Source organism: Staphylococcus sp. AtDRG32, assembly GCF_004365845.1.
Taxonomy (GTDB): domain Bacteria; phylum Bacillota; class Bacilli; order Staphylococcales; family Staphylococcaceae; genus Staphylococcus; species Staphylococcus hominis.
In genome coordinates, this window is sequence record NZ_SODE01000003.1 from 1 (window position 1) to 15,342 (window position 15,342).

The 15,342-nt window shown below is 29.9% G+C and carries 10 protein-coding genes and 1 pseudogene; 5 read left to right on the forward strand and 6 right to left on the reverse strand.

The window, feature by feature from the left end; all coding sequences use genetic code 11:
- Positions 1 to 180 precede the first annotated feature (180 nt).
- Positions 181 to 2,781 carry a hypothetical protein gene (locus BDW25_RS05770; protein WP_133945106.1) on the forward strand — a complete coding sequence of 867 codons (2,601 nt, stop codon included), beginning with the start codon at positions 181 to 183 and terminating at the stop codon, positions 2,779 to 2,781.
- Positions 2,782 to 3,139: 358 nt separating this feature from the next.
- On the opposite strand, the gene BDW25_RS05775 is transcribed toward BDW25_RS05770, so the two are convergent.
- Positions 3,140 to 3,748, reverse strand: coding sequence for a recombinase family protein (locus BDW25_RS05775; RefSeq protein WP_133945108.1), 609 nt, complete (start codon positions 3,746 to 3,748; stop codon positions 3,140 to 3,142).
- 166 nt (positions 3,749 to 3,914) lie between these two features.
- On the opposite strand from BDW25_RS05775, the gene BDW25_RS05780 reads away from it, so the two are divergent.
- Entirely contained in the window at positions 3,915 to 5,123 is a 1,209-nt protein-coding gene (locus BDW25_RS05780; protein ID WP_049437654.1) for an ApeA N-terminal domain 1-containing protein, read from the forward strand.
- 136 nt (positions 5,124 to 5,259) lie between these two features.
- Here the strand turns inward: BDW25_RS05780 and BDW25_RS05785 are convergent, their stop codons facing one another.
- A complete protein-coding gene (locus tag BDW25_RS05785) occupies positions 5,260 to 5,355 on the reverse strand; it encodes a type I toxin-antitoxin system Fst family toxin (protein ID WP_133945110.1) in 96 nt (31 codons plus the stop codon).
- Between the two features lie 526 nt (positions 5,356 to 5,881).
- Between BDW25_RS05785 and BDW25_RS05795 the strand changes: the two are divergent.
- Positions 5,882 to 6,004, forward strand: a pseudogene (locus BDW25_RS05795) (alcohol dehydrogenase); the annotation flags it as partial.
- Between the two features lie 297 nt (positions 6,005 to 6,301).
- On the opposite strand, the gene BDW25_RS05805 reads toward BDW25_RS05795, so the two are convergent.
- Complete coding sequence (locus BDW25_RS05805) at positions 6,302 to 8,560, reverse strand: ATP-binding cassette domain-containing protein (protein ID WP_049437657.1); 2,259 nt, start codon at positions 8,558 to 8,560, stop codon at positions 6,302 to 6,304.
- A gap of 572 nt (positions 8,561 to 9,132) precedes the next feature.
- On the opposite strand from BDW25_RS05805, the gene BDW25_RS05815 reads away from it, so the two are divergent.
- Positions 9,133 to 9,741: a stage II sporulation protein M gene (locus tag BDW25_RS05815; protein WP_133945112.1), complete on the forward strand. Its 609-nt coding sequence runs from the start codon at positions 9,133 to 9,135 to the stop codon at positions 9,739 to 9,741.
- 1,256 nt (positions 9,742 to 10,997) lie between these two features.
- Here BDW25_RS05815 and isaB read toward each other — a convergent pair.
- Entirely contained in the window at positions 10,998 to 11,516 is a 519-nt protein-coding gene (gene isaB, locus BDW25_RS05825; RefSeq protein WP_049437661.1) for an immunodominant staphylococcal antigen IsaB family protein, read from the reverse strand.
- A gap of 753 nt (positions 11,517 to 12,269) precedes the next feature.
- Between isaB and BDW25_RS11120 the strand changes: the two genes are divergently transcribed.
- On the forward strand, positions 12,270 to 12,404 hold the full coding sequence (locus BDW25_RS11120) for a hypothetical protein (protein ID WP_002488448.1): 135 nt from the start codon (positions 12,270 to 12,272) through the stop codon (positions 12,402 to 12,404).
- A gap of 71 nt (positions 12,405 to 12,475) precedes the next feature.
- Here BDW25_RS11120 and rarD read toward each other — a convergent pair whose 3' ends face one another.
- Positions 12,476 to 13,381: an EamA family transporter RarD gene (gene rarD, locus BDW25_RS05830; protein WP_002454651.1), complete on the reverse strand. Its 906-nt coding sequence runs from the start codon at positions 13,379 to 13,381 to the stop codon at positions 12,476 to 12,478.
- A gap of 137 nt (positions 13,382 to 13,518) precedes the next feature.
- Positions 13,519 to 15,261, reverse strand: a complete 1,743-nt coding sequence (thiC, locus tag BDW25_RS05835) for a phosphomethylpyrimidine synthase ThiC (RefSeq protein ID WP_133945114.1) — start codon at positions 15,259 to 15,261, stop codon at positions 13,519 to 13,521.
- Positions 15,262 to 15,342 lie beyond the last annotated feature (81 nt).

The following is a 15,342-nucleotide window of genomic DNA, read 5'->3' on the forward strand; positions in this document are numbered from 1 at the left end:
GAATGGATTTATTCTTCAAGAAAATACATCAATTTTGATAAGTAGAAATGGTAAAAACATTGTATAGCATTTTACACAGGAGTCTGGACTTGACTTATAGTTGATAATAGTAATCTATGCATATTAAAAATAATGATAATATTAAATTTAAAGAGTCTTAAAAGATATGGAGGTAGTGTAATGTACATAAAAAAGAAATCTAGTAGAAACATTAATAAAATCACTAATGAAAATAATAGAGAATTTTTGAAATCGCTAAAATCTGCAAAGGATGAATCTGACGTAGAACAAGCTTACAAACGTATCTTTCAGAAGAGATATGTTGATGGTATTCAGAACGCTGAAATGAATAGACCATACAGTAGTGATGGTTATTTACGTTCTGGTGATCTTGTTCTAGTTTTAAGGATGCTAATGGAATTCAAAAAGGGAACTGACCTTGTTAATATATCTACTCGAGCGAGAATAATTGCTCAAGTCGTTTATTATCTTAAAAGGTTTAAACAAAACGGTGAAGAGTTGCCAAATGTGATTTTTAGTGGCGACGAAGAGGAAATGTTCATTGTTTATGCACCTGTTTTATTTAATTACTTGAACGAAGATTATGATTGGGATATAGCACCAAGCGATGCGCCTAAAAAAAATATTGAGTTATTAAATAAGTTAAATAATGATCCTAACTTATCTTCTTTTGTTTTCAATATCAATACTCCTGGTTTCAATATTAATGAAGTTTTAAATGCAATCGACAGTTTAGTAGCCAATGATGGAAAAAATGACAAAATAAAAGCTAATGAAGCTAATATTAGAATCGTATTTGATGAATTTATAAGAATGATTTTCTCTGAACAACGTAAAGTAAAGTTAGGTTTGGATCCAAACAAAGAGCCACATTTATTAGTAACTATTTTCATTCAATCTATTTTAGGGGATAAAAATTTATATCCTATACCTACAATGAAAAATACATTACATTTACCAAATGGTAGACAAATAAAGGTAGACACAAATGCTTTTAGCGCTTTCTTTTCAAGATATGAGCGTAAATATACAATCGAAGAACAAGATATTTTAAGATCAATTGCTGATCAACTTATAGAAGAAACAACGAGAAGATTTTCGGGTGATTTTTGGACACCTACAATTTGGGCAAACAGAGCTCATACTATTATAAGTGATGTGATTGGTAAGGAATGGAAAAACAAATTTGTTGTGTGGGACTGTGCAGCAGGTGCTAAAAACTTAACGCGTGATTATCAATTTAGTAAATTATATAGTTCAACAATCCATCAAGAAGAATTAGATATAGGAAGTAACTATAATAAAGATTCGGTAAGTTTTCAATACGATTTCTTAAATGATGATATTTATATAACTCCTAAAACAGCATCTAATCAAATAAAAATGCCTACAGAATTATTTAATGATTTAAAGAATGACAAACCGATAATATTTTTTGCAAACCCTCCATATGGTACCGCAAATGATGCTGGAGCTAAAGGAACTTCCAAAAAAAATATAGCCAAAACTGAAATGAACAAAGTAATGAAAAACAAAAAGCTAGGGCAATCCTCACAACAGTTATATGCTCAATTTTTTTACCGCATCTTAAAATTAAAAGATGATTTTAATTTATCAAATGTATACATAGCTTTTTTTAGTAAAACGCAATTTTTAACAGGTGGGAAATATTGGGAGAAATTTGAAGATATTTTATTTTCACAATTTAAATTTGAAAAAGGAATTTTATTTAATGCTAGTGAATTTTCTGATGTTAGTGATTCATGGCCTATAACATTTGGAGTTTATAGACTACGAGATGAAATTGAAGAAAATTATATGAAAGAGTTTAATTTTACAGTTGAAGAATCTGATGAAGATGGAATCAACTATTTAAGGAATAAAACTATTCCATTAGTGCCTCAAAGCGAATTTCTATCAGAGTGGTTACGTGAACCTAATAAAGGAAGAAAAGACTTTAAAGAAAAGCCATATCCTCAATTTAGTTCTATTTTTAAAGTTAATGAAGGTAAAGGTTCAGGTGGAACACTGCTATCTAATTCAATAGGATATATGGTTACAGTCGCAAATAATGTATATAAATCCCAAAGAGATGTATTTATTTTAAGTGGATCTGCATATATGGCACATGGTGTCACGGTTACACCTGAGAATATTGACCGAGTTGTTGTAACGTTCGCATCAAGAAAATCGGTTAAACATTCTTGGATTAATGATATGGAAAATTTCAAAAAACCTTCTTTTGAAATTATAGAAGATGAAGTTTGGGAAGAGTTCGTAAATGATTGCTTAATCTATTCCCTGTTCCATATAGGTGCTAGCTATCAAAGTTCCCTTTCCAATATAGAATATTACAACGAACTATTTGACATCAAAAACGAATGGTTTTTTATGAGCTATAAAGACATAAAAAAACTAGCACAACATCATTATTTAAATGAAATTGAAGAAAATTTAAGGTTTACAAATAAAGAGCGCTTTGTCTATAACAAAATTAAAGATATTGAATTAAGCAAAGAATCTCAAGATGTTTATAATCAAGCTGTTTATTTATTAGAACAATCGTTTAAATATCGTTCAATCGCAAACCAAGAACATCCAGAATGGGACTTAAATAGATGGGATGCGGGATTTTATCAAATTTATAAAATGGTTGATAACTATAACATAAATGGTTTAGATGATTTTAAAAATAGTTTTTCTAAATTAGAAAGCAAAATTGAAATGAAAGTTTATAATTTTGGGATGTTAACTAAATGATAATTTTATCTTAATGCATAGTTTTATTATAAGAAGAAGTGATGAGTTAAATGGTTTTAAGTAAAAAAGTAGAAGAATTAACAAAATCTAAAGCTTTTTAAGGAAGTGTTTATATTGAATATGACAAAATGAAATAGATTAATTTTTATATCGTAGATTTAAGTTTTAGAACAATAGTTTAAAAGGGTTATAAAATTAACTGTTAATTTTGAATTTTAGTCAGTAAAATTATCAATAAATATAAAAGTGTGAATTTGCACTCTTTTTCTTATACAATAACTAAACACTTAGTGCAATCGTATATTATAGCGATTTGGGTGGCTATAATATACGTTCATTTGCATTGTCAACCAATTTATCAAGATAATCCTTTATCATGTTTAATTCTATAAACTGTTTGTCTGGTAATATTAACTTCTTTTGCAATTTTACTAATTGCTTGTCCTTCTTCTAACATTTCTACAACTCTATGATAAATAATACGTTTTTGAGGATCTTTAGCGTTGGGAGAATATAATAAAGGCCGACCTTTATATACACCTTTTTCTTTCGCTACTTTAATTCCTTGTTTTTGTCTACGTTTACTTTCATTTCGTTCTTGTTCTGAAACCATCGCTAATATTTGTATGATTAAATCTTTCATAAACTTATCTAATAAAGGATTGCCAATGACTTCATTCATCATAGGTAAACTAGTAATCATCAATTGAACTTCTTTATCTTTTAAATAATTAACTGTGTTAATCACCTCATCATAATTACGACCTAAACGATCAATCGATTCTACTACAAATCTATCGCCCATTCTTACAAAGTTAAGTGCTTTTTGAAATACAGGTCTATTTTCTACTGACTTTCCCGATTGTTTCTCTGTAAATATTTTCTCTACACCAAATGTTTTCAAATTATCTAGCTGTCTCTCTAAATTCTGATCTATCGAAGATACTCTTGCATAACCTATAATCATTCATCTTCACCCTACAATTAATATACACCCTAATCATACGTTTAAGTTACTATAAATTCAATAACTTATTTTGTATGATTAGGGTGTGCTCTAAAAGCACATACACTCTGAAATTAAATGATATAATATAAATACTATTTTATATTGGTAAGCAAGGAGTTTATTAATGAAATTAAAAAACATTAGTAATACTGATACTTTTGAAATATCTGGAACATTAATTATATCTGATTTTAAGGAAGCTGGAATTTTAAAAAGTGATGGTAGTAATTATCAATTATTATTTAATACTGATATGGATTATGAAGAAAGAATAAACCAATGCCAATTTATTACTGCAAAAGGAGAAACATTGTATCTTAGAAACGGCATTTTATCGAGGCATACTATAAATTTTCCAGGAAGTAACGAATATGAGTATTTATTCACTCAAATTTGGGTATCTATTTCTCATACAGAGATTCCTAAAACTTTTGATAGCATAAATGTTAAATTTAGTGGTCTAAAAGAAAATATAAATCACATACCATTTGATATTAAAAGGGATCAAACAAATAATGAATATACTATTTCTATCGATAAAGCTAATCTAAAGAAAGAAATAATTTCATTGAATGAAGTTCGTCTTTCTTCAGCTTGTAAAATAAATCGTAAAAGAACTAGATTTAACGAAATCACCTTTCAATATGAAAATTCACTAAAATTTGAGTATAAAAACAATTTAACTAGTGATAAATGTATTTCAGATGCCCTTAATATCGCTTACATTTTTAGCTTTATAACTAATGAAAAACATAAAATTGAAAGTATCATATTGTATTCTAAAAAAGAAGCTTTTAGGGTTTTTGTAGATTTACCATTCAATTTTAAGGAGCACCATAAAACAAAAATTACGTACGTTACAAAAGATTTCCTTAATAAATATTTATCAAATATTTATTCTTTTTTTTATAATAATCATGATTCGTTTCAAGATATATTTTCAAATTATATTAAGTTAATGTATACACCAAAATTTATTGAACATTATCTAGTTGACTTATTAAAAATAAATGAAGGTTTGCATAGAAGACTCGTATCAAATCAGCAAATCATTTTAATAGATAGATATAAAGATTTATTTCACTCATTAGATAACGAGTTACAAAATTATTTAAAAAGCATTGTTAATTATGACGAAAAGTTACATGATTATTTGAAGGATTATAGACATTATTATTCTCATTATTTTCCACTATCAGAAAAACCTACATATCAAAAAGATAATATATTTAATATCTCCAATTTTGTTCTTCAACTCCATAAATCTTTTATAATGTTTAAGATAGGCATTCCCTCTAGTGAAATAGTATCTTTATTAAAGATCACTCACTAGTTAGTAATCAATAAACTATTTTGCATTCCTCTACTAACCAGTGTTATAATGTAACTAACAAGAATTCTAGTGTGAATACACCAATCCCCTCACTACGGCAATAGTGAGGGGATTTTTTAGGTGTGGCTAAAGTCGCCTATTTATCGTTGTGATTACGTAGCCAATGCGTAAATAACGCAACAATACAACCACTGATGATTGTGGTCGTGATGTGAACAAGAATTTCTAGCATGAATAACACCTCCTCTCTGCGTCTAAATTTGACACCTGAGAGATAGGCGACTTTATTATTATACCATCTGTGAATATACAAGCATATCTACTTCCGATAAGTTAAATTATGTATTATTTTCTGTTTTTCTCTTTCCTTGTATTTTTTCAAATTCTTCTATATGGTTCGAAATCATTGTTGGAGTAATATTAATATATCCACTTTTAAGCTTTATTTTTGGGGTAAATAATAGAAAAATGAGTTACATTGATATTCTGAGATAGTGAGGCCATATAAGAAAATAAAATTGATGATGAATGAATAGAGAATATCCTCCTTTTGTTATAGATACTATTTTTAAAAAAAGATGATTATATTCAATAAATTCACATGATTTATATGTAAATTATGTATATTTAACACAAAATAATAATTACTTAATTTACTCGTTTGAGTTTGTATTTTAATAACAGGAGCATATTGGCTAACAGAGGATGATTGTATGAAAGCAGTTACTTATCAAGGATATAAAAATATGGAAGTATGTGAAGTAAATGATACAACAGAAATTATCACTCATACTATACCGTTAGAAGATGTAAAAGAAGCTTATGATATCTTTGACCAGAAAAAAGATAATACTATTAAAGTTATTTTAAAATCACAATAACATATAGATGAAGACGCCTTATTTTGAATAACTCGTTCAAAGTTGAGGCGTCTTTTACCTATATATTTAAATTTTAACATTTTTCTATTTAGAAATTTCTTCCAGAAATTCATCCCCCAATCACAAATTGCATAAACTACTTTATCGAGTGTTTTTCTATGTTTGTTAACTTATACTCAACTTTTGGTGGAACTACTGGATAGACAATTCTTTCAATATTTCTATATTGAAAGAATCTATGATAAGAAAAGAGTTGAATGAATATAATAAATATAAACGCATCCAACTCTTCTATTTCTACTGATTGATATAGCGTTTCAAGTGTTTAGATGTCAATGTTTCTGAACTATCAATAAAGTTTTTAGGTGTTCCACTAAATTGGACCTTTCCGCCATCCAACCCAGGGCCTGGACCGACATCGATGATCCAATCTGCTTCACACATAATCGATAAATTATGTTCAATCAAAATAACTGTATTGTTTTGATCAATTAAATCATCAAAACACTCCATCAATATAGGGATATCCGATTCATGTAGGCCTGTGGTTGGTTCGTCAAAAATAAAAATACTATTTTTTATCTCTTCATCTAAATGTTGTGCTAGTTTCACGCGTTGAATCTCTCCACCAGACAAAGTGGATAAAGGTTGTCCAAGTGACATATAATTCAAACCTGTTTTACTTACAGATTGTAATTTTGACTTAATATCATTCTTTTTATCAAAGAAAATAATACCTTCGTCAACCGTCAAATCGAGAACATCGGCGATTGAATACCCATCTATGGTAGCATCTAATACTTCTTGTTTATAACGTTTACCATGACAAACTTCACATGTCTGTGAAAAATCACCCATAAAAGCAAGTTCCGTTTTAATATAGCCCTTTCCACCACAATTTGGACAAGCACCTTTTGAGTTATAACTAAACATAGCTTTATTTAAGCCTGTTTCTTTACTGAAAAAGCTTCTTACACTATCAAAAACACCTAAATACGTTAATAGATTAGATCTATTAGATCCTTGAACTGCTTTTTGATCAATAAAGATGGTATGGTCATTATTTTCAAAACCTGCTTTAACAAGGGTACTCTTACCTGAACCAGCAACGCCCGTTAAGACTGTTAATACGTGTTTAGGTATAGACGTTTTTACGTTATTTAAATTGTTTTGTGTCACAGGACCGATATTATAAAAATGGTTCGCTTCACGAATATTCTCTTTTAAATTATGTTTGTTACGTAATGCGTTACCTGTCGAAGTATTTGAAGATAGTAATTCATTATATGTTCCTTCAAATGTGATTTCACCACCATTTTTTCCTGAACCTGGTCCCATATCTATGATATAGTCTCCTTCTTTAATAACATCGGGATCATGTTCAACAATTAACACAGTATTGCCTTTGTCTTTTAAAGATTTTAAAATTTCATTGATTTTAGCTATATCTTCCGGATGCAAACCAACACTTGGTTCATCTATAATGTAAACTAAATCCGATAAAGAACTATTTAAATGACGTATTAATTTAAGGCGTTGCGCTTCACCGCCTGATAATGTCGTTGTGACACGATTAAGCGTTAAATAACTTAATCCAATATATTCTAATGCTTCTAACTGCTTTTTGAGAGGATCAATAATATATTTAGCTGTTGGATCCTCTAATTTATTAAGAAACTCTAAATTTTCCTTAATCGTCATTTGTGTGAAATCAGAAATATTTTTACTCATAATTTTAGAACTTAATATTTTCGAGTTTAAACGTTGACCTTTACATGTGGGACATATTTTATTATTTACTACATTTTTAAGATGTTTGGCGTAGCGTTTCTTATTAAATTCTTTATCGCCTAAAAATATTCTACTGAATCTAGGTATTAGACCTACATATTTAGCTGACTTTCTCCATTCTTTAGGAGGATTTTTTAACGTCATTGGCTCTTGATATAAAAATAATTCTAATTCATCTTTTGTATAGTCTTTTAATTTTTTATTATTATCAAATAAACCACTATCTCGATAGGCTTTACCACGCTCTTTATCTGGTCCAAAAGAAGGAAAGTCTATTGCACCTTCATTTAAAGACTTATCCCAATCTAGCAATTCATCTAAGTTAATGTCTTCAATATATCCTAATCCTTCACAAGTTTTACACATGCCCTTAGGACTATTGAAGGAATATGCATCTGAATAGCCAACAAACGGTTCGCCTATTCTAGACCACAGTAATCTAACGGAGGCATATATATCCGAAACTGTTCCTACCGTAGAGCGAGAATTTCCATTGAATCTTTTCTGATTAATCGTCATTGCTACAGGAAGATTTTTAATTTTTTTTACTTTCGGTCTGGGTTGTTGATTTAAATGAAATTGGATATAACTGGAATAACTTTCATTTAGTAGCTGTTCAGATTCCGCAGCAATAGTATTAAACACTAAAGATGATTTCCCTGAACCAGAACGTCCTGTAAATACGGTAACTAAGTGTTTTGGAATATTTACATCTATGTTTTTCAAGTTATTTTGTGAAGCACCTGTAATATTAATAAAATCCATTAAGTATCCTCCCTTTATAATCTTTACAACATTGATTATTGCATATTAATCAATGATTAACTACTCATTCAAAAGACGACAACTTTAAGTCTTTTATATTACAAATTATTCCACCAATTCAATCCGTCTTCACTAAGTAATTTTTCACTTTCTTTAGGTCCATAGCTTCCGGAGGTATAATTAGGAAACTGTGGTTGTTCTTGTTTTCATACATTTACAATATCAACGAGTACTATAAAAATGTTTTCAAAATTCAATTACACTATATTTATATCAATAGCGTTAATATTTGTTAATACTGAAATTTTTGTCATCTACGAACATATTAATATAAATAGAATTATAAAATTTAAAATATGACTCATTTGTCAGTATTGTTTAAAAACAGGAGCTATGTAAAAATGAGTTATATCAAATATTAAAAGATAGATGTCAGTACTTTAAATGTTTATAGAACTTTTAAATAAAATACACTTCAATATATAGTACTTTCTATTATAAAGTTATTAATTATCGGGACAGGAAGAAACTCATGATACTCGTTTCAAAAAACAAAAAAGAAAGGGTTAATTATGCTAAATATTAAAGATCAAAATTATTTTAAAAGAGCATTAAATTTCTTTATACTATCAACAATTCTACTACTAATGACAATTCCAATCGCTTTATTTTTTCATCCTTCAGAAGAATTTATAAAACAATTAGGATCCAATTCACCTGAAAGCGTTAGTAAAACACAAGGTCTAAAAAAAGTTTGGGTTTTTATACAAAATAATGGCTTTCATGTTCCAATACAAATGCTTTTGTTAGCGTTAATACCCATACCATTTTTATATACTTTAAACTTGATAGTATCGCTTATTATTCCTGGAATACTATTTGGTTTTTTCATACATTTTGACACTTACAAAGGTCTAACTAGCTTAATCGCTTATATACCCCATTACACTTTGGAAATGATGAGTTTTTGTATATTTACTAGTGGTCTTTATATGCTAAATAAATCAATTATAAGAAAAATAACCAATCTATTCAGAAAAGAAAAAAAACAAAACTACTCTTTCAAAACAAGTTTATTTAATTTATTAAAAGCATATTTATTCGTCTGTTTACCATTGGTTATATTAGCAGCATTTACTGAAACATATGTAGCTGATATGCTTTCAAATTTAATGAATTAAATACAAACAAAAGAATACAAAATCACAAAAAGTGAGGTCATTTTATGTTTCTTGAAAAATTAAAATGCAGTCATTGTGAAAGAGAAATCGACAAAAACGAAAATATAACAATACACACAAATTCAAAAAATCTTAATGGCGTAACAAATCTAAAAAGTTGGGCTAAAAATCAAAACGTTTTATGTGAAAAATGCTCAAAATAAAAAAGAGCCTGTGTTTAGGCTCTTTTTATCAGTACATCACATACGATTATTAGTATTTCCATGTCTTTGTTTAACTAATAAATAAACACCATTTATTAAACCCAAAATAGTCCAAGCAACTGATAAGTAGACATTATCCAGACTATAAATTGGAGCCATAAAAATTAAAAAGAAAATATTCATAACAAACGAAATACGATGAAATGTGCTGAGCTTATTAATATCAATTCTGTTATTTTGAATAATAAATCACCTCTTGATATTTATATTATTTCAAAATTTATGCTTTATTCCAATTGCTTTATTGACGCTGATCCTCAGAATCCTTAAAAATCCTTAAACTTATCGAATGGTCGGCCTCATAACTCTTGCTATGCTGACATTTGTCTGCAAGTTTAATTAAGGGTTCTTCTCAACACAAAACAAATCTTCTTGTCATAAATGTGCATTTTATTTTTTACTTTTATTTCCTTTTAAAACATAAATAAATAGAGTCATAAATATTGCAAAAAACAATGTAGAAATAAGACTTGGATATACATCAAAATCAAGGATGGATATCACTCAATCAAGTAGCAAATTTAAAATAAAAAAAGAAACAAAGAAATATACGAAATATAAAGCAAATTTCAAAATTAAGCCTCCTTTTCCAGCAAAACTTTTTCACAAACATAATTTAAATTTTAAATATACTTTTAAGACTTCAGCTATAATAAATAACCGTAAAGCCTTTTAATATACCTTATCATCATTGTAATTGCACGAAAATGATAGTTGATTGTTATTTTAAATCACGTTATGTTTGAAACAAGAATTCTAGATGTACAAGGAGATTATTACATGAAATTTATTAGTATTGTTCTAGGATTGCTAGTTATCATTTCATAGTTATTTGTTTTACGAGAATACCAACATGGATATGAGAAAACAGAAAAAGGAAAGTTAGTCATTATCATTGCTTGTATATTGACTTTCATTATGACATTAATCAATACACTCGATTAACAAAAAAACAGCACCTCACAATGAGGTGCTGCTCTTTTATATCTTCTATTATGACACAGTAACATGATCCACGTAGCCATCCGTAACATGGAATGTAATATGACCTTTGCCTACTGTGTAACCGTATAGTCCATTTGTTTTATCTGTTTGTTTCTCAGTCAGTGATGGTTGATATTGATAATGATCTCCGTAAACGTCTTTCACTTGTTCTAAGCTTACTGTTTTAGGTGCGACGTTAAAGTCAACCATTGCTGCTGTGTTGCCTTTGACTTGATTAAATGTTTGGTCATACTTCGTTGTTGTTGATGTACCGTTTTGATACTGATCATTCACTTTAATTCCGTTAAATGTCACATTTCCAGCTTTTAACGCATTATAGAACGTGTGATTTAATACGAATTCGCCACCTGATTTTGTATAACCTTGATAATGATAATGATAACCTTGTGACGTTTGTGTTTGTGCATGTGCTTCATTTGATACACCGTTATGCTCAGTTACATTAAACCCTAATACTGTTCCTAAAGTAATACCACCAACGACCATTGCTTTTGCAAATTTCTTCATTATGGATCACTCCTCTTATAGAATTATAATGAACTTCCACCTTGAATATATAATATTACACTTAAATATTCAAATTTTTATAAATTAAAATATAATTTTATTTAAAAATAATTAATTGAAAGACTAATTAATTATATAATACTTATAATATTACTCTGCTTTTTTATTCTTTCATTATTTTTAATTTATATTTAATACATGTTAGCCTTAAATCATACATATTTTAATTGATAAGGAGATTACTAATGAAAACAATACGTTATTTCCTATATTTTTTTATCGTTTATTTTATAATCTTTTACTTAGCACAACGACTATTAAAATTAGATTTAGGTATTGTGCGTTGTTTCATTTCATCCGTCATTTTCGCTATAATGATGAGTTATTTTGCTTACTTTGCGAAGAAACTTAATAGATAATGCCTATGTTTATTTGTCATACTTCTGCTTCATTCTATTAACGGTACTTCTTTCTATATCAGTAGTATTCCTATGAAACATTAAAAAACATCATGACATGGTATCAATTGCTAGAAATGTAAATAATAAAAAATATGTAGCATGGATATATGCAGACTTCTTAGATGTAAAGGAGGTATTGTCTATAATAAAGATCATTGGTGTAGCTATGTATCTTGTTCACTCCACAATACCTTTATCAAAATTAACGATGGACATGTTTTTTTTTTATAAAAACGGGAATACTTTACTATACGCTTTAACTACGTAAAACTTAACAAATGGAGGTCATATTATGGCTGGATATAAATCACCAGGACGTAAAATTTCTGAATATATTGGCATTATTGCTATCGTAGCAGTATTTGCTGGCGTTTTTTATAAAAATTTTAAAAATGAAAACCAAACTGGTAACGGTTCTTTAGGCTAATTTAAATAATTTTTATAGATGATAAATAGAGCCACCCTTCACTCATTAAGTAGTGAGGGGTGGCTTGTTTTTTATTCTGGTCTAGGACTACGTTTCATTTTAATATATTGAGAGATACTATAAAGCGCAATACCAATCCAAATAAAGATAAATGTAATGAATTGGTGGATATCGAATTTCTCTTTAAATACGAAAATCCCTAGTAAAAAGATAATCGTTGGACTGACGTATTGAATAAATCCTGTCAGTGATAGTGGAATGCGACGAGCACCCGCTGAGAATAAAATAAGTGGTACAGCTGTCACCGCTCCAGAGAATAAGAGTAAAAATGTACTCATATTCAAACCGACTGATGATTGGTGTGCTTGCCATAAATAAATGATATAAATCAGTCCTGCTGGTGCTGTCACAATACATTCAATCGCAATCCCACTCATCGCTTCAACACGTACCAATTTTTTTAGTAAACCATAAATTCCAAATGAGAATGCCAACATTAAAGAAATAATTGGAAATTCTCCTATCTTCATTGTCATGTAAATGACGCCAATTGCGGCTGATACAATCGCTAACGTTTCAAATGTATTGAAACGCTCTTTTAAGAAAATAAATGCGAGTAAGACACTCACCAATGGATTAATGTAATAACCTAAACTGGTTTGTAGCACATGACCATTAGACACTGCCCAAATAAACGTGCCCCAGTTAATCGTAATCACATAACCTGCAATGATAATCGCAACCAGTTGAATCGGATGTGCTACGAGTTGATTGATATCATGTTTAAGCGCTTGTGATTTTTTTAATACAAAAATCATTAGAATCATAAAAACCATCGCAAGGATAATGCGATACGCTAAAATTTCAAATGCGCTAATACCGTAAATGAATCTCCAATAAATAGGTAGAATTCCCCATAATAAATGCGCCCCTAACGCAAATAAAATTCCTTTTTTAAATTCTGCATGATTATCCATGCTAAACCCTCCTAGCAATATTACCCTGGAAATATGTATAACACTATCGTATCAGTAGTTAGACGAAATGGGTATATCTAGGAGAATTTTTTGAAAAAAGGTAGCCATTTTATATCACTACCTCTTTACCATTATCATTAATGATATATTGTATTGTCGCCTTCTCTAAATTCTTCGGCTTTCTTTTTCATGCCTTCAAGTTGTTCTTTGTAGGAATCGCGAATATCATGTGATAAGCGCATTGAACAGAATTTTGGTCCACACATACTACAGAAATGTGCAATTTTCGCTGATTCTGCGGGTAATGTTTCATCGTGAAATTCTCTTGCTCGATCAGGATCTAATGCAAGGTTGAATTGATCAATCCAACGAAACTCAAAGCGTGCTTTACTAATTGCATCGTCGCGTTCTGTTGCCCCTGGTAAGCCTTTAGATAAATCTGCTGCATGTGCAGCAATTTTATAAGTGACGACACCTTCACGTACGTCATCTTTATTTGGTAAACCTAAATGTTCTTTAGGTGTCACGTAACATAACATTGCCGTACCATGGCTCGCAATTTGAGCAGCACCAATGGCAGACGTAATATGGTCATATGCTGGTGCGATGTCTGTTACAAGAGGTCCTAATGTATAAAATGGTGCTTCTTTACAATAGAAATCTGCTAAATCTTGGTTTTCTTTAATTTTATGCATTGGAATATGCCCTGGACCTTCAATCATAACTTGCACATTATATTTCCAAGCAATATCCGTTAACTCACCTAAAGTTTTCAACTCCGCAAATTGACTTTCATCGTTAGCGTCATAAATTGAACCAGGACGCAAACCATCTCCTAGAGAAATAGCAACATCATACTTACTTAAAATTTCACAAATCTCATCGAAGTGTGTATATAAAAAGCTTTCTTCGTGATGTGCAAGACACCATTGTGCAATAATTGAGCCACCACGAGAAACAATCCCAGTCAAACGATCAACAGTTAATGGAATATAATGAAGACGTAATCCTGCGTGAATAGTAAAATAATCGACCCCTTGTTCAGCTTGTTCAATTAATGTATCTCTATACGCTTCCCATGTTAAATCTTCTGCTACCCCATTTACTTTTTCTAACGCTTGATAGATTGGCACTGTTCCTACTGGTACAGGTGAGTTACGTAAGAGATACTCACGAGTGGTATGGATATTTTTTCCTGTAGATAAATCCATAATCGTATCTGCACCCCAATGTGTGGCCCAAACTAATTTTTCAATTTCTGCTTCAATAGATGATGACACAATAGAGTTACCAATGTTTGCGTTGATTTTTACTGAGAAGTTTTTACCAATAATCATTGGTTCAGATTCAGGATGATTGATATTATTAGGGATAATCGCGCGTCCTCTCGAAATTTCTTCCCTTACAAATTCTGGTTCCACTTGTTCCCTAATTGCTACAAATTTCATTTCTTTAGTGATAATCCCATGTTTAGCGTAGTACATTTGCGTAACTGGGGTATCTTTACTGCCACGTCTTGGTTGATATTCAAATGGATGAGCTACATAATTTTTATGGCCTTCTTTTGAAAAACCATTATCAATCGATTGAATACGACGACCTTCATAATATTCAACGTCTTCACGTGCTTCAATCCATGCATCGCGAACCTTTGGAAGTCCGTGATTGATATCAACCTCATAACTGTCATCATGATAAGGACCTGCTGTATCGTACACTACGACAGGTTCATTTTGAAAACTACGTTGTTCTAATTGGGTGTCAGAAAGTTCAATTTCTCGAAATGGTACAAAGATATCACTATCATTACCCTCGCCTTTTTTAAAAATACGTTTACTTGCTGGAAAAGTTCTTTTAAAATTGATTTTTTCTTGCTCCATTGACATTGCCTCCTAAATACTAGAAGGGTCTAAATATCACTGATTATATGATTCATAAAAAAAGCATTCAGCTTAATACTG